We start from the raw sequence: 22,838 nt of genomic DNA, 5'->3' as shown, positions 1-22,838 counted from the left end.
TAAAGGTGTCTGTCTGCGTCAATCCGTTGACTAAGCCGACACTTTTTTATTACCATTTCTTTTATTGTTGATATACTCCGATGGAAGCATATTGAACTTTGCCTTAAATGATTTCGCAAAATAATTAGGTGTTGCAAAACCAACGGAGTAGGCTATCTGAGCAATGTTCATGTCGCTTTTCTCCAGTAGTACTGCCGCCTTGTCCAGTTTTACGGAACGGATGAATTCAACCGGTGTCTGCCCCGTAAGTTCAAGCAACCTGCTATACAGGGAACTTCTTGACATGCCAACCTGCCTGCTTAGTGCTTCAACCGACAATTGTGTGTCCGTTAAATTTTCATCCAAATATTTCATCACCTCGTTCATCAAGCGCTCATCTTCCGATTCTATTTGAACTTCAGGTGTTAATACTTTTATTTGTTTCGAATAAGTATTCTTTACGGTATTATTTAAAGTAAGCAGATTCTTGATCTTAGCGATAAGCATTTCAACATTAAATGGCTTCAGGATATAGTCATTGGCGCCTGTTTCCAGTCCTTTTAATTGTTCTTCTTCACCCGTAAGCGCCGTCAATAGAATAACAGGAATATGATTGGTGCGTTTGTCTGCTTTGATCTTTTTACACAGATCAATTCCATCCATATAAGGCATACTGATGTCACTTACGATTAACAACGGATGCTGTGCCAGTGCCTTTTGCCAGCCTTCTTTACCATTGCTTGCTTCCAGTATTTTGTAATGAAGCCTGAGGTTGTCTTTAAGATAGAAACGCAGATCGTCATTGTCTTCAACAATCAAGATCGTCGGTAAGTCTGAAGGTTGATTCTCTGCATTCTCAGCGGCGCTATTTGCATCCGTTTGCATCATTTCTTCCGCATCAGCTTCCCCGAACTCTTTTGTTTGTATCAGTTTGCTTTGAATGGCTTCATCGGAAATAACAGTTAGGGGAAGAGTAACTGTAAACGTACTTCCTTTGCCCATCTCACTGTCGACAGTTATTTCGCCATCCAGCATTTTTACAAACTCTTTGGTAATCGACAAGCCTATTCCTGTGCCCTTGTTAAGTATCGCAGCAGAAGTAGTGTTTTGGAAAAACCGTTCAAATATTTTTTCCTGTTTATCTGCAGGAATGCCAATGCCTGAATCTTTCACTTTAATACTTAACCAGGTTTTGTCACCATTATTTTGTCGTTGTATCTTTTCAATAACTACAATAATTTTGCCGCCTTCCAGCGTAAACTTAAACGCATTGGAAACCAGGTTGAAAAGTATACGTTCTATTTTATCGTGATCAAAACGGGCAAACAATTTATGAACATTGCTGTCAAAACTTAAACTGATTTTTTTACGCTCAGACATATCGCGGAACGAGTCTGTCACCTCGTGCGCAAATGAAATGAATTCACCGTCAGATGATTGCAGTTTCAATTCCTGCTCTTCCATCTTACGGAAATCGAGCAACTGGTTGACAAGGTTTAATAACCTGCGACCATTCTGTTTGATCATCTTCAGCTGTGTAAAGGAATGTTCATCTTTCTCTTTGCGCAACAGCGTATCAATGGGGCCGAGTATCAGCGAAATAGGTGTCCTGAACTCATGACTAAGATTGGTGATGAATTTGATCTTCAGTCTGTCCAGCTCACGAATTCTTTCAGTTTCCCTGCGTTCCTGTTCACGTTCCATTCGCTGTTGTTGCTCAAGAAACTTCCTTTTAACTTTTTGTATGCCTTTATAACGGATGAAAAGTAACAAGCCAAATGTGCAAAGCGTATAAAAGGCATAGGCATAAGCCGTGCGCCAGAAGGGTGGGTGCACAATGATCCTGATGGTTTTTCCTTTATCATTCCATACGCCGTCATTGTTACTGGCCTTTACATGCAGCACATATTCACCCGGATCAAGGTTGGTGTAAGATGCGGTGTTGGTGTTGCCTGTATAGTTCCATTCCTTTTCAAAACCCTCCAGTCTGTAGGCATATTGATTTTGCTCCGGAGCCGTATAGTTTAATCCCACAAAGCTGATGGCAAAGTTTTGTTTGTAGTCCAGATCTATCCTGCCTGTGATTGAAATGTTTTCTTTGATGGGGCCTTTGTCGGAAGGCGTCACGGACTTGTTTGAAATTCTCAGATCCGTGAATAATACGCTTGGGGCATTGGTATTCTTTTTTAAACTGGTTGGATCAAAATAGTTGAACCCATCTAGGCCACCCATATATATAGTGCCGTTGGAGGCAAGCAGGCCGGCGCCACGTACAAAATTATTATGCTGGACGCTGTTGTGAAAAGTATATTGACTGAACTTTCGCGTGAAAGGGTCAAAGCTGCAAATACCTTCATTGGTAGACAACCATAGAAGTCCGTTTTTATCTTCAATGATTTTATAGATGTTATTATTCAAAAGTCCGTTCTGCTCAGAGAAGATAATGAACTTGTCTGTTTTTTTATCGAGCAGTCCCATTCCTCCACCGTAACTTCCGGTCCATATGTCACCTCGCTTGTCTTCCAATACCGAAAATATTTTATCGCCCGGCAATTTGCTTTTGTAAGTGCTGTATACGGTAAGCTCGTGGGTGGCAGGATTGAGTTTTGCCATGCCTCCACCATGTGTAGCGATCCACATATTTCCTGCTCGATCTTCGCGGAAATCACGAATGTATTGGTTCATCGCCATTTTAATATCGGTAGGGCCTGCGGGGTTGCGCGTGTACCTTGCCACTAATTCGAACGACTCATTCAACACTATAACGCCTTCTCCGTTCGTTCCTATCCATATCTGTCCTTTGCTGTCCTGGTACAGGCAGAAGATGTCATTTGAATTCAGCACGCTGTTACTACCTTTAAGCAGCTGTTTGTATTTGCCTGACGATACATTATAGACAAAAAGTCCATCAAGATAAGTGCCCACCAATAGTTCATTTCTCTTTGTCATTAGTAAAGACACGATGCGAAGTCCTTTGTCATACCCTTTTAATGTTGACACTAAATCAATATGCTGAAAAGTCCTGGTGGCAGGATCGAAAAGAGAAACGCCGCCAACATCAGTGCCTACATAAATTTTACCCCTGGGCCCTTCTGCAAAAGAAGTGACTACCGGACCAGGCAAACCATTTTTGTTGAACGGATCATTTTGAACAAGGTTAAATAGGTTCAAATGGCTATCATATTTAATAATGCCGTTTCGATAAGTGCCTATCCAGTAAAGGCCGTCTTTTTCTATGTGAATGGAATTGACATCTTTTAGTCTTAAAGTTTGGCCGTTGCCTTTGTCGTAGGAAATAGATTCCGCTTGTCCGGTGACTACATGCAAAATATCCAGCCCCGCAGACGAACCTACCCAAATCCTGTTTTGGTCATCCACTGCAAGTGCGTTCACCTCGTTACCACTAATCGTGTTTGGTTTTGAACCATCGTGTTTATAAGTAGTAAAGCCGTTGATGTTCGCATCGGTCATACAGAGCCCGTTTGTAGTAGCTATCCAAATATTCCCTTTATTATCTTCGGCTAAATACCGGATTACATTGTTGCATACACTGTGTGGATTCGTAGGATCATTTACAAAATGTCCCAGTTGTTTATGTTGTTTGTCAAAAACAAAAATGCCCTCACTTGTGCCCACCCACATCCTGTCACGACTGTCTTCGAGTAAACAAATGGTGGTGACTTTAAATGGTTTTTTATCGCCGCCAACAAAAGGGGAAACCTTCAAGGTAACGGGATCAATTAGATCCAATCCCTGGTAGTGTCCCACCCAAATTTTACCATCGTGATCGCTCGTAATGGCCTTAACAACATTATTGCCAATGCTATTGGGCTCAGCGCCTGCGGAGAAATTGTAGAAATTGTCATTTTTTCTATCGTACATGCTTAACGAACCACCGCTCGTTCCTACCCAAATTGTGCCATTCCTGTCCTCATAAAGCGCAGGGATCTCATTGGCCTGTAAACTTTTAGGGTCATTGTCCTTATTACGGTACAAAGTGAAATTGGTGCCGTCAAATTTTGCCAGACCATCGTCTGTGGCAAACCACATCAGACCGAATTTATCTTTTATGATAGCATTTACTGTGCTGGAATGAAGTCCACCGCTGGTACTTAAAGGAGTAAAATTGAACCGTTGTTGAGCATTCAACAAGTTAAATAGTGTCAGAAAGACAATTAATGTAACAGATGTTTTTCTGAAATACAGCAATTTAAAGCAGTTAGTTCTGAAGATCATATTAGCATTAGCAAGCGTTAGCATTCATTGATTGGCTATGCTTTAGGAACCGGATTAAAATGGGTTCTTAAAACTGAAAGCATAACATCAATCTGTTTCTAATTACAAGATACGAATTAATAGTAAAGAATGCGTTGGTCTCACATCAGGCAGTGCTACAATTGTTCATACAATATCGCTTTTTTGCATCCCTTTTTTTGAACAGCAGGAGGAAGGAATATCGAGGAAAAGTGTCAAATAGACATTTTTAAATAAATTGCAATTGCTTTATTAGCAAGGAGATAGGTTTTAAAAAAAACTTAAAACAGCTGAGCAAAAATGCATTTTTAGCAGTCTGAACATTTGTTACATAAATGAAAACAAATGTTCATGACCCTAAACATTTGTTTCCTTCTTTTCAACAATTGAGCGATCCGGCAGCAGGGGGCAATTCTACTTTTGAACTGTTCAAAAACATCAGCCATATCATGTTGAAACGATGTCTTGCTATTGTCCCATTTTTGTGCTTGCCATTTTTCCTGGTAAAAGCACAAACCAACTCACCGGTAAAAAAAGTGGGTTCGGTTGACCCAATTTCAAAAGCGGACCCCTTAGCGCTCTATACAGAAGAAATGACCTATGTAAATCCCGTTCTTCCGGGAGACCATCCGGACCCTACTCTTTTAAAGGTCGGAGACGATTTTTACCATTGCGGTTCTTCTTTTCACTTTAACCCTTATTTACCGATATATCATTCCAAAGATCTTGTTCACTGGAAAATAATTGGCCGTGTTCTTCCTCCGTCACATTCATCGATGGTGACTGATCGTCCATCGGGTGGGGTGTGGCAGGGTGCCATCACCTATTTCTACGGCTCCTACTGGATCTATTTTTCTTCAGGCGGTCAATGGTTTTCCAAAGCGTCTTCGCCTTTTGGCCCGTGGTCAGCCCCTGTCCAGGTAAAAACCAATTCCGTTACAGGACCACTTGGTTATGACAATTCCATTTTTGTGGATGACGACGGTAAACCTTATATGGTAATTAAAAATGGCCAAAAGGTAAATCGCCTGCAAGCACTGGGTCACGACGGACAACTTACCGATTCAGTGATCAACCTTGATTGGATCAACGCCAATCTTCAATATAGTTGGGCAGAAGGTCCGGTGATGTGTAAAAGGAACGGTTATTATTATTACTTCCCCGCAGGAGACGTTTCAGGAGGACAATTTGTATTGCGTGCCTCTGCGCTAACTGCTGACTCTACAAAATGGGAGCGGCTCGGTAACTTTTTTAAACCAAGTCCCGATCCCAAAAATGCATTTAGGAGTCCCAACCATATTGCGGCACCTGTTCAACTGTCTGATGGCACGTGGTGGACCATTGGACAGAGTTATCAAAAAACAGACAATGATGACTGGTCTGGCATGGGAAGGCAAACGTCACTTTACCAGGTGATCTGGGAAGGAGATCGTCCATGGGGATTGCCTCCGGTAAGTACTCCCGTTACAAAACCTGATCTTCCGCAAGACGGCATAGCATGGAGAAGCATGTATAGTGATCGCTTTGATGGCGAAACAGCTCTTGACCCAAGCTGGCATTTCCTCGACAAGCCTTCTGCGGTTAGTTATTCTTTGTCTGCGAGAAAAGGATGGATTCGTCTAAACCCAGGAAAAGAAAAAACACATCTCGTTCAAAAAGAAACAGATCATTTCTATACAGTCATTACAAAAGTTGATTTCGATGCGGCTGATACGAGCAACAAAGCCGGCATCTATTTAACTAATGGCAATCAAAAAGTATTCGTTGCATTTTATACCGGATATAATAACGGCAAGAAGATAATATTCCATCATGACAGCTCCACTTTTAGCGTAGCGAACAAGGCAGGAAAGGATCTATGGTTGAAAATGGAAAGAAATGAGCATGAACTGACTGCATCGTATAGCCGAAACGGCAATGACTGGACAAAAGTTGGTACGGTTAACAGCCTCAAGCTTGATCGTGCGCAACCCAGCTTCAACTCATGGGTGGGTACAAGCGTAGGACTTTTTGCGCAAGGCAAGCCTGCAGATTTTGACTTTTTCATTTGCAAAGACGGCCGCTCTGTTTTACCTGCTATCAGTTATAATAATTATTACGGTGTAGAAACGGTTACAACAGCCAATGGAAAAATGGTCACCAACAACAGCGAAAACGGTGGCTGGATGATGTTTTCAGGAATTGATCTGGGAACAGAAGCCGAGCCTTCACGCAAAATGGAAATAGAATTTTCCGCTGATGCAAACACAAACCTTGAAGTATTCCTCGATAGTTTGAGTAGTGACAAGTCGCTTGCAACTATTGCCGTTTCCCCTACACAAGGCAAACTTAAAAAACAAATTATTGATATAGGTAAGTCATGCGGTCAGCACGACATATTCATTCGTTTTTCACGCGCAAGCAACCGGGCCGTGTATTTACGCTCGATCAGCTTTCCGGCAAAGTGAGGATGATTTATGACCGCTTTTAATTTTTTTTTAAAACCAATCTATATTCTAATGTCAACCTTTCAACAAAAAAGGCGATCAGATCAGCCAGGGGCTGGAATGATCAGGATTCTTACGATTGCTTTGTCCGTAATGTTAACTTTTTTCCATCACGCGGTATTTGCCCAGGCGGTACATGTGACGGGTAATGTAACCAATAGTTCTGGCGAAGCTGTTGGTCACGCATCGGTTTCTGTAAAAGGAGGGGCCGGTGCAGTTGTCGCAGATGACAAAGGTATTTTTCACATCAGCGTTCCATCAAATGGTACGTTGGTGATCAGTTCTGTTGGGTACGAAAAACAAGAGATCGAAGTCAACGGACGTGCATCCATCAATGTTTCACTCAAGCCTTCAGCCAGCAGTATGCAGGATATTGTGGTGATCGGCTATGGTACACAAAGAAAAGAAGCAGTAACAGGTTCAGTTGCTTCTATTAGTGGTGATGCAATGCGTGAAGTGCCATCGGCAAACGTGTCACAAGCATTGCAGGGACGCATGGCGGGCGTGCAAATGTCGCAAACTTCCAGCAAGCCTGGTGCTACGATGCAGATCCGCATTCGTGGTACGCGTTCATTAACTGCTGACAACAATCCGCTGATCGTGCTTGACGGAATTCCTTTCCCCGGTTCTATTGCAGATCTGAATCCTGATGATATCAAAAGCGTGGATGTATTAAAAGATGCATCTGCGACTGCTATCTACGGTTCTCGTGGTGCCAATGGTGTTATTTTGATCACTACCAACAAAGGTCAGAAAGGTGCCAAACCAAGAATTGCCTACAATGGTTATTATGGCAATCAAACAGTTTTCGCAAGATATCCAATGATGAACTGGCGCGAATTCACTACGCTGAAAGAAGTGTCAAACAGGTTTCCAGCATTGGGTGTTGATGAAGATTCTACCGGTAAGGTAAATACTGACTGGCAGGATTTGCTGTACAGAACAGGTACTGTGAACAGTCATGACATCAGCGTGACCGGTGCCAGCGAAGGGGGTAGTTACAATGTGGGCATGGGCTATTACCGTAACCAAAGTGTTATTCCCACTCAGCGTTACACACGCTATTCTTTCCGTACCGCTGTTGATCAGCAGGTCGGTAAATTTGTTCGTGTCGGTTTCACAACAAACAGTAACTATAATTTAAGTGAAGGTAGCCAGGTCGGTGTGAACGTTGGTTTGTCGCCAATTGCCAATCCTTTTTACCCAAGCGGCTATACCAAAAGGACAGTGAATACAACACTTGGAGACAGTTATGTATTAACAAGAGACAGAGTGGATAGTTTAACAAGTAACGGTTTGTGGTTAAATGAAACAAGAAGCTTTGCTACTTACAACTCCGCATTTGGTGAAGTTAAAATTCCATGGGTGACAGGTTTGAAATACAGAGTAAACCTTGGTCTTGATTTCATTCAAAGTAACAATGGTAACTATACAGCGCAGGGTGTAAACAGTGTAAATGCTACAACACCCTCAACTGCGGGTATCAGCAACTCACAAACCTATCATTGGACAATAGAAAATATTTTGTCTTACGACCGCACTTTTGCTCAAAAACATAACGTGAGTGTGATTGCTTTGTATTCTGCTGAACAGCAGAAATACAACTCGTCTTCCATGTCTGCGAAGAATATACCTTCCGACGCATTCCAGTTCTATAACATCGGACAGGCGCAGGCTACAGATATCACGGTTAACCCCAATAACCAGAGTTATAATGTGTGGGGTTTGTTATCCTATATGGGACGTGTGATGTATTCGTATGACAATCGCTACATGATTTCCGCAACGGTCCGTTCTGATGCCTCTTCAAGATTGGCGCCTGGTCACCAGTGGCATACCTATCCGGCTGTTTCACTTGGTTGGAACGTTGCCAACGAGTCATTCATGAAGGGTGTGAGCTGGCTGAATGCGCTTAAACTTCGTGCAGGTTATGGACAAACATCTAACCAGGCAATTGCGCCTTATGCAACCCTTGGGGCCTTGAGTACAAGACCCTACAATTTTGGAGAAACCAACTATGCTACAGGCTACTATGTTACACAATTGCCCAATCCAAACCTCGGATGGGAGTATTCAAAAACATGGAACTATGGTATCGATTTCGGTTTGTTCGGAAATCGTTTGACAGGTACCATCGAATACTATGTAACAAACACGAACGATCTTTTGCAGAGTGTTGGTTTGCCTGCAACGTCAGGTGTAAGCAGTTATACGGCTAATGTTGGGAAAACACAAAACAAGGGTATTGAATTCACCTTTAACGGAACGATCATTGATGGCGGACACGACGGCTTTACATGGGATGCAGGTTTCAACCTGTATGCTAACCGAAACAAACTTGTAGCACTTGCCTCAGGTTCAACCAAAGATGAAGGCAATGGATGGTTCGTTGGTCATAATATTAACTCCGTTTACGACTATCAAAAAATAGGTTTGTGGCAGGCAAAAGATCCTAATCTTTCCGCACTGGAACCAGGTGGATCGGTTGGTATGATCAAAGTATTGTACACTGGCGGCTATAATGCAGACGGTACACCGGTAAGAGCGATCGGTGCTGATGATCGCCAGGTAATGGACGTGGATCCTAAATTCTTAGGTGGCTTCAATACACGCCTGGCATATAAAGGGTTTGATCTTTCTGCTGTCGGTATTTTTCAGCAAGGCGGTATTTTAATCAGCTCTGTATATGGATCAGGCGGCTATTTGAACACATTAACAACACGTAACAACAACGTAAAAGTCGACTACTGGACACCTACCCACACAGACGCAAAATATCCAAACCCTGCCGGTCCATTGAGTGGAGACAATCCAAAATACGGAAGCACGCTCGGTTATTTTGATGCATCCTTCCTGAAGATTCGTACCATTTCATTGGGTTACGATTTTAACAGGAGCCTTATCAAAAACAAGAACATGAGATTGCGTGGGTATTTCACGGTGCAGAATCCGTTTGTGTTGTTCTCTCCTTACAAGAAAGAGTCAGGAATGGATCCTGAAACAAACTCTTACGGCAATGAGAACGCGGCCGTTCCCTTGTCTGCTAACCTGAAGCGTTTGTTAACAATCGGCGTGAACACACCATCTACACGTAATTACATTGTTGGTGTTAATTTATCATTCTAAACTAACGGTCATATGAAACACATCAATATCAATAAAATATTCACAGCTACTGCGGTGTCAACATTGTTGCTGGCAGGCTGTACAAAAATACTGGATGAACAACCGCGTGCTACTTTTACACCAGATTACTTTAAAACAGTGAATGGCGTGCAAGGCGGTATTACTTCCCTGTATGCTCACCTGCGCAACATTTACGGACAAGCTTATTATTATAACTCCTGCATTACCGGAACGGATGAAGGTACCTGGGCACAAAGTGCTGACGGGAACTTCAAAGACATGGACCTGTCAGGTGTTGGTCAATTGACTTCTACCAGTTTTCCACCGAGCATTCCCTGGGGTGAATCTTTTTCAGACATAAATACAGCCAGCGGTATCATTGAAAATGCATCTTCGGTAGGTCTTTCAAATGCATTGATCGCTGAAGCCAGATTCTTCCGCGCATTTGATTACTTCTTGCTTGTACAAACTTACGGCGGTGTGCCGCTGGACCTGGGTGCAGGAGATTTGAAATTCAACACCAATCCGGTAAGGACTTCAAAACGTAATACTGTGCCGGAAGTGTACACAAAAGCGATTTTTCCTGACTTGTTAAAAGCTGTGAGCGACTTGCCGGATGCAGGCCGTGTAACAGGTGGTGTAACAAAAACTGCTGCTCGCCTGTATTTATCAAAAGCTTACCTGACGTATGCATGGTGGTTGCAGAATCCGAATAATATTCCTACTTACCCCGATGTGGCCCGTACCGACCCTGATGGTCATAACGCACAGTGGTATTTCCAGGCTGCCTATGATGTAGCAACAGCAGGCATTGACAACCACGGCTCATTTTCTTTGCAGCCTACCTACTATGATTTGGGTGTAGGTTCCAATGACCGTAACAGCGAAATCCTTTTATATGCTGATCATACACAACAAAGCGAATACTACAACGGTTCCAGCCTTACTTATGGCGGAGGTGGCGCTCCGGATAACTTTGCAGTTTGGATGCTAACATGGAACTATACGTTGATCAGAAGCAGCAAAAGTGCCACTTCATGGAGTAGTACGGTAAGCACTGTACAGCGTGAAGCCTCGCAGGATCTTGGCCGTCCCTGGACACGTATGGCGCCAACGATTGACGTAGTTGAAAAAACATTTGCCGATAAAACGAATGATTCCCGCTATGACGGAACATTTGTGACAGTATTTCGTGGCAACTGGGATAAGGCAGGAGATAAAACACCTGTGTATTACAATGCCAATTATTTGCCCGTAAAACCGGATGATGCCATCCTTACGTTCCTTGACAGCGAACCGGGTACGGCTATTGATTATACAAACTGGGCAACCAAAAACAATGTGGGTGCCGGTGCATTGCCAGGCAGAGCGGACTTCGTCGTATCTCCTGAGGGAATCACCAGGTTGAGGTATCCGGGTCTCTGGAAGATGGGTACTTACCGTACTGATAATGCTGATGGGCTTGGCCAGCCAAATGCTGCAAGTACCCGTCCTTTCAACATTGCAAAGCTGTCTGAATTGTATTTCATCGCGGCCGAAGCTGCAGTAAAAGGAGCGACGACAACAGCCGGCAAATCAGCAAAAGAGTTGATCAATGTTATAAGGGCACGTGCTGGTAAATGGCGATTCAGCAATGCAGACAATGCAACAAAAACGGTGGATCACAGTGCAGACATGATTGCTGCCACACCTGCTGCCATTGATATCAACTATATTTTGGCAGAACGTTCCCGCGAATATTATGGAGAAGGCTATCGCTGGTACGATCTGATACGTACACAAAAATGGAATGAACTAGCGTCGACTTATCGTATCGGTGGAGTAAACATTACGGACCATACACCGACAACCGTAACACGTACAATTCAGCCGTTCCATTATTTGCGCCCGATCCCGCAAGGACAGATCGATGCCATGCAAATGTCGGATGCTGAAAAGAAAGCATATCAGAATCCTAACTATTAAACATATTAGCGTGCTATCGTTCGTCAGCACCCATAAATGTTCGTCGGATATTAGCATTAGCAAATAGAAGGGGTGTTTCTACACCCTTTTCCCTTATCACCAATAGCTTTCACCACACCAGGCGAAACAACCGTGTTTTACTATACACCACCAGCATTGAAAAATAAGAACATGAAACAGCTGTCCTTTCTTATCGTAGCCTTGTTAATTATCTCTATTCATCTAAACGCGCAGGGCTTAGAAAAACATTCTCCGCAGGGATTTGATTCCCTTAGGACCGGTATTCCACATGGTAAAATTGATACAATCGTTTATGACTCCAAAACCGTAGGTGTCCAGCGAAGAGCCCTTATATATACACCTCCGGGATTCAACAAGAAAAACCGTTATCCTGTCTTGTATCTACTGCATGGTATAGGTGGCGATGAAAAAGAATGGTATACTAACGGTAAGCCACAAGTTATTTTAGATAATTTGTATGCCAATGGAAAATTGCAACCAATGATCGTTGTACTGCCCAACGGCCGTGCCATGAAGGATGATCGTGCAACCGGCAATATCATGGCAGCAGACAAAGTGCAGGCATTTGCCACCTTTGAAAAAGATTTGCTCAATGATCTTATTCCTTTTGTAGAAAAGAAGTTTCCTGTTTATGCAGACAGAGACCACCGCGCAATAGCAGGCCTGTCAATGGGCGGCGGCCAATCCCTGAATTTTGGTCTTGGCAATCTCGACAAATTTGCATGGGTGGGAGGCTTTTCTTCCGCTCCAAACACAAAACGTCCGGAAGAACTATTGCCCAAGCCAACAGAAGCCATTAACAAACTAAAATTACTCTGGATATCGTGTGGCGACAATGATGGAGTCATCAACTTTAGTGAACGCACACACCAATATCTTCAACAATTCAATGTTCCTCATATCTTTTACATTGAGCCCGGTGTACATGATTTTACAGTATGGAAAAACGATCTCTACATGTTTTCTCAATTATTGTTTAAACCAGTAGATGCTTCAAAGTTTTCTCAATACAGTGTCCTGGGAATGCCTGCTTCCACCAATGTTCGCTCTGCAAAATATCCTCAAATACTACCCGATCATCGTGTTGTGTTTCGTGTTAAAGCACCGGACGCACAAAAGGTACAAGTGGATCTTGGGAGAAAATATGACCTGGTAAAAGACACAGGCGGTTACTGGAGCGTAACGACAGACTCCATCAGTGAAGGATTTCATTATTATTCTTTATTGATCGATGGGGTTGCCATTGCCGATCCTGCAAGTGAAACCTATTATGGCATGGGGCGTATGGCCAGTGGAATAGAAATTCCTTTTAGTGGCGGCGCTTACTACTCTTTAAAAAATGTTCCGCACGGCGACATAAGAATTAAAAATTATTACTCGGCTGTTACCAATACATGGCGACAGTTATATATCTACACACCACCAGGCTATGATGCAAATACAAATCAAAAATATCCGGTACTATACATTTTGCATGGAGGCGGAGAAGATGAAAGAGGCTGGGCTATGCAAGGCAGAACCGATATTATTTTAGACAACCTTATCGCTGAAGGAAAAGCAAAGCCAATGTTGGTAGTAATGCCCGATGCAAATATCGGCGCGGCAGGAATTTCCAATTTTGGTGAAAGCAATCTGAAGATGTTTGAAAGAGAACTAAAACAGGTTGTTCTTCCTTTCGTTGAAAAAAATTATCACACAGAAACTTCTGCTTCGGGAAGAGCGCTGGCAGGCTTGTCAATGGGCGGCATTCATACACTATACACAGGTGTTCAAAATACCGATATGTTTTCTTACCTCGGCGTATTCAGTTCCGGCTGGATGCAGCCACTGCTTAGCAGTGTCGCTGATAATCAATATGCTTTTTTAAAAGACAATGCCGCTAAAGTGAATGGCAAGTTAAAAGTGTTTTGGATTGCGATAGGAGGCCAAGAAGACATCGCCTATAAAAATTGCCAGGTAATGTTGCAAAAGCTTGATGAGCTCGGCATAAAACATACCTATTACGAATATCCCGGTGGGCATACATGGCCCGTATGGAGAAACAACCTTTACCAGTTTGCTCCTTTGCTCTTCAAGTAGTGGTAAACAATGCGGACAAGTGGTGATGTGATTTTAATAAACAAAGCTAATGCGATTTTGATCATGACTCTATTAGAATATTGTAAAAAATATTTGGTTCAGGTATCTGTTGGTTGCTTTCTGCTTAGTGTGAACGCACATGCGCAACAAACGCTTCCGTTTAATGCAGATATCATAAGTGAATCAAACAAGGAAGCCGCATTTCCTATTGTGGGAACTGATCGCAGCGCAACTCCTGTTCGTTTTGATACCGGCGATTACAAAGGCGTTATTCGTGCTTTGCAGGATCTGCAAAACGATATTGACAATGTAACAGGAGTGCGTCCACAATTGGCGACGAGTGAATCAGGTTCTTCAACAGAGATAGTTGTTGGAACACTCGGAAAAAGTAAGTTGATCGATCAGTTGGTGTCGTCAAAAAAACTGGATACAAAAGATCTGAAAGGCAAATGGGAGAGCTTTGTAATTACCTCGATTGACATACAAAAACCATCCGCAAAAAAAATATTGATAATAGCAGGGAGCGACAAACGTGGAACGATTTATGGCATTTACGAATTGTCAAAACAACTGGGCGTGTCACCATGGTACTGGTGGGCAGATGTTCCGGTGAAAAAAAGAACGGCAGCTTATGTGCTGCCGGGTCGATACGCATCAGGTGAACCCAAAGTACGCTACCGGGGCATTTTTATCAATGATGAAGAACCTGCCTTTGGTGGTTGGGCACGTGCCAAATTCGGCGGCATCAACAGTAAAATGTACACACATATGTTTGAGCTGTTGCTTCGCTTGCGTGCAAACTATTTATGGCCGGCCATGTGGGGCAAAGCTTTTAATGAAGATGATCCTGAAAATCCGCGCCTGGCAGATGAATACGGCATAGTGATGGGGTCTTCCCATCATGAACCAATGATAAGAGCACAGGCAGAGTGGGGACATCATAAAAAAGAATTGGGGAACGGAGAGTGGAACTATGTTACCAACAAACCCGCAATACAGGATTTTTGGAGAAAAGGTTTGGAGAGAAATAAGAACTATGAAAGTATCCTCACCATGGGCATGCGCGGTGATGGTGACATGGCCATGCCTGATGCCGGCAGTGCACAGGAGAATTTCAGGGTGCTGGAAAACATCATGGCTGACCAAAGAAAAATTATTGAAGAGGTAACCAAGAAACCAGCTTCTGCTACACCGCAAATATGGGCGCTTTACAGTGAGGTGCTTGATTATTATGACCAGGGCATGAAAGTACCGGATGATATGACTGTACTGCTCTGCGACGACAATTGGGGTGATGTGCGCCGGTTGCCGGAGCTTGGTAAAAAACAGCACAAGGGTGGTTATGGCATTTACTATCATGTTGACTTGCATGGTGCACCCCGTGCCTATCAGTGGCTTAACATGACACAGGTCCCTCACATGTGGGAACAATTGCAATTGACCTATAGTTATGGTGTGGACAAAGTATGGATTTTAAACGTTGGGGATTTGAAGCCCAATGAATATCCCATGGATTTTTTCCTGAAAATGGCATGGGACCCAACAATGTTCACGGCAGATAATCTGGATGCTTATGCACAAGATTTTTGTACGCAGCAATTTGGTGAAGCCCAGGCAAAGGAAGCGGCAGAAATCATCAGCACTTATTGTAAGTACAACGGCCGGGTTACTGCTGAAATGCTAAATCAAAAAACATACAACCTGCAAAGTGGAGAATTTGAAGCGGTGAGAAACGCCTATCTCGCACTCGAGACAAACGCTTTGAGACAATTTATATCGTTACCAGAAAAATATAGAGATGTTTATATTGAATTGATACTGCATCCAGTTAGAGCCATGGCGAATTTGTATGACATGTACTATGCGGTGGCAATGAATGAAAAATTCGCAGCAGAAAAAGATATGAAGGCGAATTATTGGGCCGATTATGCAGACTCTTGTTTCAGCAGGGATGCAGCATACTCAAAAGAATACAACCTGAATGTGGCCAATGGTAAGTGGAATCATATGATGGATCAGACCCACATAGGTTACAGGTCCTGGGATGAGCCAAGAGGCGGCAATGTTAAACCAAAGGTTGTTCGTCTGGCACAAAGTGATGCAACAACAGGCGGCTATGTGTTTACAGAAAAGAATGGAGCAGTAGTAATGGAAGCTGAACATTTTTTCGAGAGTAAGAATGCGCCCGAAACCAAATGGACAGTCATTCCTGATCTTGGAAGAACGCTTTCTGCTGTTGCCTTAATGCCGTACACCAAACCAACTACTGATGCCCGTTTAACTTACAAAATGAACATGACAGATCGTACTGATAGTGTTATCCTTCATTTGTTCTTCAGTTGTACACTTCCTTTTAAAAATGGAGGTCAATCAGTGGCGGCTGCTTTTGATGGTGGTGCGGAAAAACAATGGAACATTAATGATCAGCTGATCTGGAAAAATGTATACAACAAAATGTATCCTGCAGGTGCCGCAAGAATGATTGAAACAACTACAACGTTTGCGGTGCCTCATACAGCAGATGGTTTGCACACATTGAATATCCGTCCGCTTGATCCCGGGGTTGTGTTGTATAAAGTGGTGGTAGATAACGGCGGTTATGAAAACACTTTTTTGAAAATGCAGGAAAGCCCTTATAAAAAACAAGGATTGTAAAATTTAAGAAGTGTCGCTGATGATAAGGATATTGAAAACATGTTTATTATTGATTGCTGCGCAGAGTGTATTTGCGCAAGTTGATAAGAGTGATACTACTAAACACTCGTTTCGTTATACCAACCCGATTACACGTGATACAGCGATTTCCATGCGCGACCATTTTATCATTAAGGTGGCGAACAAATGGTATTGCGTGGGTACTTCAAATCCTGTGTGGACGGGCTTTAATCCTGGCGTTCGATTATTGGTGTCAGACGATTTGATTCACTGGAAGCAGCAAGGCTGGTTGATTGATGGAAATAAGCTTCCTGCTGATTGTCCCTATAATGGTCGCTTTTGGGCACCAGAAATTCATTTCATTAGAGGCAAATATTGGCTCACTGTAAATAGTGGTAAAGTAACGGCGGAAGATACCAAAGGCATGCAGACACACAGTGTTTGGTTGTTTTCATCTGATCGTGTTGATGGTCCTTATACGTTGGTGAAAGGGCCTCTCACGCCGCAGTATAATAATGATGCTACCTTGTTTGAAGATGAGGACGGGCAAACCTATCTTTATTGCAGCGGCAATGGTTTGTTCCAGGCAAAGATTGACCTGGCAACGGGCAAACTAACAACGCCCATTCAAAAGTTTTTGGATAAAAAACAACCCGGTTATCCGGAATGGATGATCGGCGGAATAGAAGGGCCGTTTGTGATCAAGCGCGATGGTGTTTATTTTATGTTCTTTTCAACATGGACAAGAGGATACGAAGTAGGATTGCTAAAATCCACCTCACCGCTGGGGCCTTGGGAACTGGCATCTACCGAACCAATCTTTGGAACAAGAAAAAAGGGGTACCGGCCTGAGCTTGCTGCTGCTGGTGGATATGCGCACTTGAAATTCCAGGATACGGAAGATCCTTATTGTGAAACAGGTCATAATGCATTGTTTGAGGGACCTGACGGCAAGCTGTGGACATCCTGTCATTACCTGATGTATGAAAGTCGTCCCTATCCTTACAGTCAAACATTGCAGAACTGGGAGAAGACACCGCAACTTGGCATAGAACCGGTGCATTATAAAAATAAAATGTTTTACATCAACCCTCCGACATCGACAGAGCAGTTGGTTGAATATTGATCGACTAAAATTTTAAAAAATAATTATAAATATCAAAGCAATGATCAGATTTATTTTTTTCATGTGTGCGATACTTGTGCTCCTTGATGTAAATGCTCAGGAAAACAAAGCGCACAACCCGGTGATATTTGCAGATGTGCCGGATATGGCAATGATGCGTGTTGGCGATACTTATTACATGAGCAGCACCACTATGCATATGAGCCCGGGCGTAACGATCATGCGAAGCAAGGACCTAGTGAATTGGGAGATTGTAAATTATGCGTACGATACTTTGGCAAATGTTGATGCAATGAATCTTGACAATGGTAAAAGTGCCTATGGCAAAGGTTCCTGGGCAAGCAGCCTTCGTTTTCACAATGGCACGTACTACGTGAGTACGTTTGCTCAAACAACCGGCAAGACTTACATCTACTCTACAAAAAATATAGAGAAAGGTCCCTGGAAAAGAGTGACATTTCAACCGGCATTTCATGATCATTCCCTTTTCTTCGATGAGGATGGTAAAGTATATATGGTTTGGGGAAATGGCAAACTAAGGATCACTGAATTAAACGAAGAGGTGAGCGGGGTAAAGCCGGGAGGGGTAGACCAGGTGTTGATAGAAAATGCAAGCATTCCGGCAGGCAATAATATTGCTCTCGGTGCAGAAGGCTCGCAGCTGTTAAAAGTAAAAGGCAAATATTATCTCTTCAATATTACCTGGCCGAGAGGAGGCATGCGCACAGTGGTAGTGCATCGCGCAGATAAGATTACAGGACCTTACGAGGGTAAGATAGGATTTCAGGATTTAGGAGTGGCGCAAGGCGGATTGATTGACATGCCTAACGGGGAGTGGTATTCGTACTTGTTTCGTGACTACGGGGCTGTGGGCCGCATTCCATACCTCGTTCCTGTTAAATGGGAAGACGGTTGGCCGGTGTTGGGAGTGAATGGCAAAGTGCCGGAAACACTTGATTTGCCAATAAGCAAAGGATTGATACCTGGTATCGTTGCCTCTGATGAATTTGCCCGTAAGAAAGGCGAGCCGTTGTTGCCACTGGTATGGCAATGGAACCACAATCCTGATAATAAAAACTGGTCGCTGACTGATAGAAAAGGTTTCCTGCGTATCACAACTGGAAGAGTGGATACTTCTTTTTACCTGGTAAAAAACATGCTCACACAACGTACGATCGGGCCTGCCTGTAGCGGCACTATTGCACTGGATGTTTCTGGTATGAAAGACGGTGATATTGCTGGTCTTTGCCTGTTGCAAAAGAAATTTGGATCAGTTGGTGTGAAAGCATCTGCCGAAGGAAAAGCAATCGTAATGGTCGATGCTCAAAGTGGTAAAACCGAGGAGATTCAATCATTCCCTTTAACACAAAAAGTAGTATACCTGAAAGCCGAGTGCGACTTTAGAAATAAAGTGGACAAAGCCAAATTCTACTATAGTCTTGAGGGTAAGACATGGCAACCTATCGGAGCCACGCTAAAAATGGAATATTCCCTTATGCACTTTATGGGCTACCGTTTTGGACTTTTCAACTATGCCACCAAAAATGCGGGAGGCTATGCAGATTTTGATTATTTCCATGTCAGCGAAAAAATTTCAAACTAAGTATGGTAGGATATATAAAACAGGTTCTGCTCATTGCATCAACAGTTTTTGCTGCTGAATATTTGCCTGCACAGAACCCGCTCATCACCTATCAATACAGCGCTGATCCTTCGGCGAGAGTGTTTGGAGATAAAGTGTATATTTTTCCTTCGCATGATATTTTAGCGAATGAAAACAGGGGGCGCCCGGGCTGGTTTTGCATGGAAGATTATCACGTGTTTTCTTCCTCGGATCTTACCCACTGGAAAGACAATGGTGTTATCGTGACGCAGAACAAAGTGCCTTGGGTAAGGCCGGATAGCTACAGCATGTGGGCGCCTGATTGTATTTACCGGAACGGTAAATATTATTTCTATTTTCCTTCCACACCAAAAGACACTACTGTAAACGGGAAAGGTTTTACGGTAGGTGTGGCCATCGCTGAAAACCCTGAAGGTCCTTACCTGCCGCAGGAAATGCCCATCAAAGGCATACGCGGCATTGATCCGAATGTTTTCATTGACAAAGATGGACAGGCTTATCTCTACTGGTCGGAAGGAAATATCTACGTAGCTAAATTAAAAGAAAACATGCTCGAGCTTGCTTCGCAGCCGCAGGTACTCACTCACTTGCCTGATAAAGGGCTGAAAGAAGGTCCTTATATGTTTGAAAGAAATGGCACCTACTATTTGACCTATCCGCATGTTGCTAATAAAATAGAACGACTGGAATATGGTGTCGGTAAAAGTCCGCTCGGCCCTTTTACTGTTGCCGGAGTGATCATGGATGAATCGCCCACGGGTTGCTGGACAAATCATCACTCGATCATTGAGTTTAAAAAGCAGTGGTATTTATTTTATCACCACAACGATCTTTCTCCTGCCTTTGATAAGGCAAGATCCATACGTTCAGACAGTTTGTTTTTTAATGCGGATGGTACTATTCGAAAAGTCATACCAACAACACGCGGCATTGGTGTAACCCAAGCCAGGTCAAAAATACAAATGGATAGATATAGTGCCATCAGCAATGATGTGGCAATTGATTTTCTTGACACTGCGAACAAGTTTGATGGATGGAAAACAATGTTCAATGAACCTACTGCCTGGGTACAATACAATAGCGTGGAATTTGGAAAACAATCTCCTGTATCTGTAGTATTACGCGTTGCCAGTACAGAAGGTGGTACACTGGAAATTAAACTTGATAGCATAAACGGCCCTGTCGTTGCACAGATTCAAATTCCAAATATCACCGGTTGGAAATTGATCAAAACGTCCTTGCGAACAAAAGTTACCGGAAGGCATCATCTCGTTGCGGTACTTAAAAGGGGCAACGATGCATCGCTTGACTGGATACAATTTGAATAAAATAATTTAAATATAGAAGATCATCAAAGCTGCGAAGCAAGATGATCTGATTAGTAGCATAACGCGATATGAAACATTTATTTTCTGTTTGTTGTACTTTGTTCATCACTACTTTGCTTATTGCGCAAGATGGACATGAGCTATGGTTGCGTTCTTCAAAAGCTCAGCCGGTGAACGTTGTTTGTTCCGAAAAATCTCCTACGCTGTCTATTGCCATACAGGAGTTAAAAGACGGCTGGCAGGGAAAGCCAGGTACAACCATCACGTTGACGATAACGAAAGATAAAGCCATTCAATACGATGGTTATAAACTTAGTGAAAATGCTGTACAGGCAAATAATAACAAAGGAATTTTGTACGGTGTTTACGATTTTTTGCGAAGACAACAAACCGGTGAAAGTATAACCAACGAGGTAAACAATCCGTCTTACGAAGTGCGCATATTAAATCATTGGGACAATCCAGATGGTTCTATAGAGCGCGGCTATGCTGGTCATTCTATTTTCTGGAGAAACGATGATGCGTTTGCTGTTACTGCGCAGGACAAAAAACTATGGCAGGAATATGCGCGTGCCAATGCTTCTATTGGTATTAATGGCACAGTGCTCAACAATGTAAATGCTTCGCCGCAAATATTGAACCCAGATTATCTTAATCGGGTAAAAGCGATTGCAGACATCTTGCGCCCTTATGGGATGAAGGTTTATCTCTCGGTAAAATTCTCTTCGCCAGTACTGCTTGGTAAATTGAAGACATCCGACCCGCTGGATCCGGAAGTGATTGGCTGGTGGAAAGCCAAGATAAAAGAGATTTACAGCATTGTTCCTGATTTTGGTGGCCTTCTTGTAAAAGCGAGCAGTGAAGGGCAACCCGGGCCGCAGGACTTTGGCCGCACACATGCTGACGGCGCTAATATGCTCGCTGATGCATTGAAGCCGTATGGCGGTATTGTGATGTGGCGTGCATTTGTGTATAGTGCTAATGATAAGGATCGTGCAAAACAAGCCTACAATGAGTTTATGCCCCTTGATGGACAATTCAGGGACAACGTAATCATACAAGTGAAAAACGGACCCATCGATTTCCAGCCCCGTGAACCTTTCAGTGCGCTGTTTGGTGCGATGAAAAAAACATCCCTTATGCCTGAGTTCCAGATAACACAGGAGTATTTAGGTCATTCCATCCATTTGGTGTTTTTGTCTCCTATGTGGGAAGAATGCTTGCAAAGCGATACTTACCAGCAGGGAGATGGCAGCACGGTTGCCCGTTGCACAGATGGCAGTATTTATCAGCAGAAATATACAGCCATTGCAGGCGTCGCAAATATTGGTCTTGATACAAATTGGTGCGGGCATCATTTTGCGCAGGCCAATTGGTATACCTTTGGCCGCCTCGCATGGAACGTTAATTTGAAGAGCGAACAAATTGCCGAAGAGTGGCTCAAGCTAACGTTTTACAATGATCCATCCGATAAATTGGGATCATCTGATTACAATGCTTCGTGGACTAGTGATTTTCTCAAACCTGTGAAACAAATGATGCTGGATAGCAGGGAAGCTGCTGTAAACTATATGACACCTCTTGGATTGCATCATATCATGAGTGCGAATGAGCATTATGGACCCGGTCCCTGGTGGGCTCCCGAAAAAATGAGAGCAGACTGGACACCACCGTATTATCACCAGGCAGCCGGGAATGGAGTTGGGTTTGATCGTACATTGAAAGGGAGTGATGCCGTTGAACAATATCATCAGCCGCTGGCTTCGCAGTTCAATGATCCGGCGACCTGTCCCGAGAAATTCTTGTTATGGTTCCATCATTTGCCATGGAGCTATCAAATGAAAAGCGGACACACACTTTGGGATGAATTGTGTTATGACTATGACAAGGGCGTTCAACAAGTTCATTCTTTTCAAAAAACATGGGATAAGGTGCAGCCTTATGTGGATAGTACACGTTTCATAGCAGTACAGCGAAGTTTGCGCGGCCAAAGCCAAAATGCAGTTTTATGGAAAGATGCATGCCTGTTGTATTTCCAGCAGTTCAGCCAGATGCCAATACCTTATGAGCTGGAACGTCCAGTCAATAATCTTGATGAAATAATTAAAAACGATAGCAGAAGAACCACGGAACACTAGGACGATACTATGATCTCCTTTTTTGAAATCATAATAAATCATGACAATCATGAAAAT

At 43.2% G+C, this 22,838-nt stretch carries 10 protein-coding genes; 9 read left to right on the top strand and 1 reads right to left on the bottom strand.

The features are described 5' to 3' along the window. Nucleotides 1-30: 30 nt before the first annotated feature. Nucleotides 31-4,029 carry a hybrid sensor histidine kinase/response regulator transcription factor gene (locus tag QJ048_RS13825; protein WP_282334963.1) on the bottom strand — a complete coding sequence of 1,333 codons (3,999 nt, stop codon included), beginning with the start codon at nucleotides 4,027-4,029 and terminating at the stop codon, nucleotides 31-33. Nucleotides 4,030-4,568: 539 nt separating this feature from the next. Between QJ048_RS13825 and QJ048_RS13820 the strand changes: the two genes are divergently transcribed. The 9 genes from QJ048_RS13820 to QJ048_RS13780 all read left to right on the top strand — a co-directional run bounded on the left by QJ048_RS13820 (nucleotide 4,569) and on the right by QJ048_RS13780 (nucleotide 22,781). Further along, entirely contained in the window at nucleotides 4,569-6,680 is a 2,112-nt protein-coding gene (locus tag QJ048_RS13820; RefSeq protein WP_282334962.1) for a family 43 glycosylhydrolase, read from the top strand. A gap of 51 nt (nucleotides 6,681-6,731) precedes the next feature. After that, nucleotides 6,732-9,845: a SusC/RagA family TonB-linked outer membrane protein gene (locus tag QJ048_RS13815; protein WP_282334961.1), complete on the top strand. Its 3,114-nt coding sequence runs from the start codon at nucleotides 6,732-6,734 to the stop codon at nucleotides 9,843-9,845. Between the two features lie 12 nt (nucleotides 9,846-9,857). After that, nucleotides 9,858-11,810 carry a RagB/SusD family nutrient uptake outer membrane protein gene (locus QJ048_RS13810; protein ID WP_282334960.1) on the top strand — a complete coding sequence of 651 codons (1,953 nt, stop codon included), beginning with the start codon at nucleotides 9,858-9,860 and terminating at the stop codon, nucleotides 11,808-11,810. A gap of 171 nt (nucleotides 11,811-11,981) precedes the next feature. After that, the gene (locus QJ048_RS13805; RefSeq protein WP_282334959.1) at nucleotides 11,982-13,910 is read left to right on the top strand and encodes an alpha/beta hydrolase-fold protein; all 1,929 of its coding nucleotides are present in this window, start codon (nucleotides 11,982-11,984) and stop codon (nucleotides 13,908-13,910) included. Between the two features lie 63 nt (nucleotides 13,911-13,973). Beyond that, nucleotides 13,974-16,565, top strand: coding sequence for a glycosyl hydrolase 115 family protein (locus QJ048_RS13800; RefSeq protein ID WP_282334958.1), 2,592 nt, complete (start codon nucleotides 13,974-13,976; stop codon nucleotides 16,563-16,565). Between the two features lie 19 nt (nucleotides 16,566-16,584). Further along, complete coding sequence (locus QJ048_RS13795) at nucleotides 16,585-17,691, top strand: glycoside hydrolase family 43 protein (RefSeq protein ID WP_282336701.1); 1,107 nt, start codon at nucleotides 16,585-16,587, stop codon at nucleotides 17,689-17,691. Nucleotides 17,692-17,731: 40 nt separating this feature from the next. Continuing rightward, nucleotides 17,732-19,294 carry a glycoside hydrolase family 43 protein gene (locus QJ048_RS13790; RefSeq protein WP_282334957.1) on the top strand — a complete coding sequence of 521 codons (1,563 nt, stop codon included), beginning with the start codon at nucleotides 17,732-17,734 and terminating at the stop codon, nucleotides 19,292-19,294. Between the two features lie 2 nt (nucleotides 19,295-19,296). Continuing rightward, a complete protein-coding gene (locus QJ048_RS13785) occupies nucleotides 19,297-20,643 on the top strand; it encodes a family 43 glycosylhydrolase (protein ID WP_282334956.1) in 1,347 nt (448 codons plus the stop codon). A gap of 68 nt (nucleotides 20,644-20,711) precedes the next feature. Next, nucleotides 20,712-22,781 (top strand): alpha-glucuronidase, encoded by a 2,070-nt coding sequence (locus QJ048_RS13780; RefSeq protein ID WP_282334955.1) that lies wholly within the window; start codon nucleotides 20,712-20,714, stop codon nucleotides 22,779-22,781. The last annotated feature ends 57 nt before the right edge of the window (nucleotides 22,782-22,838 follow it).

The organism is Pinibacter soli, from assembly GCF_029961145.1.
GTDB classification, from domain to species: domain Bacteria; phylum Bacteroidota; class Bacteroidia; order Chitinophagales; family Chitinophagaceae; genus Pinibacter; species Pinibacter soli.
Note: the sequence above shows the minus strand (reverse complement) of the source record. Positions and strands in the feature narration are given on the sequence as shown.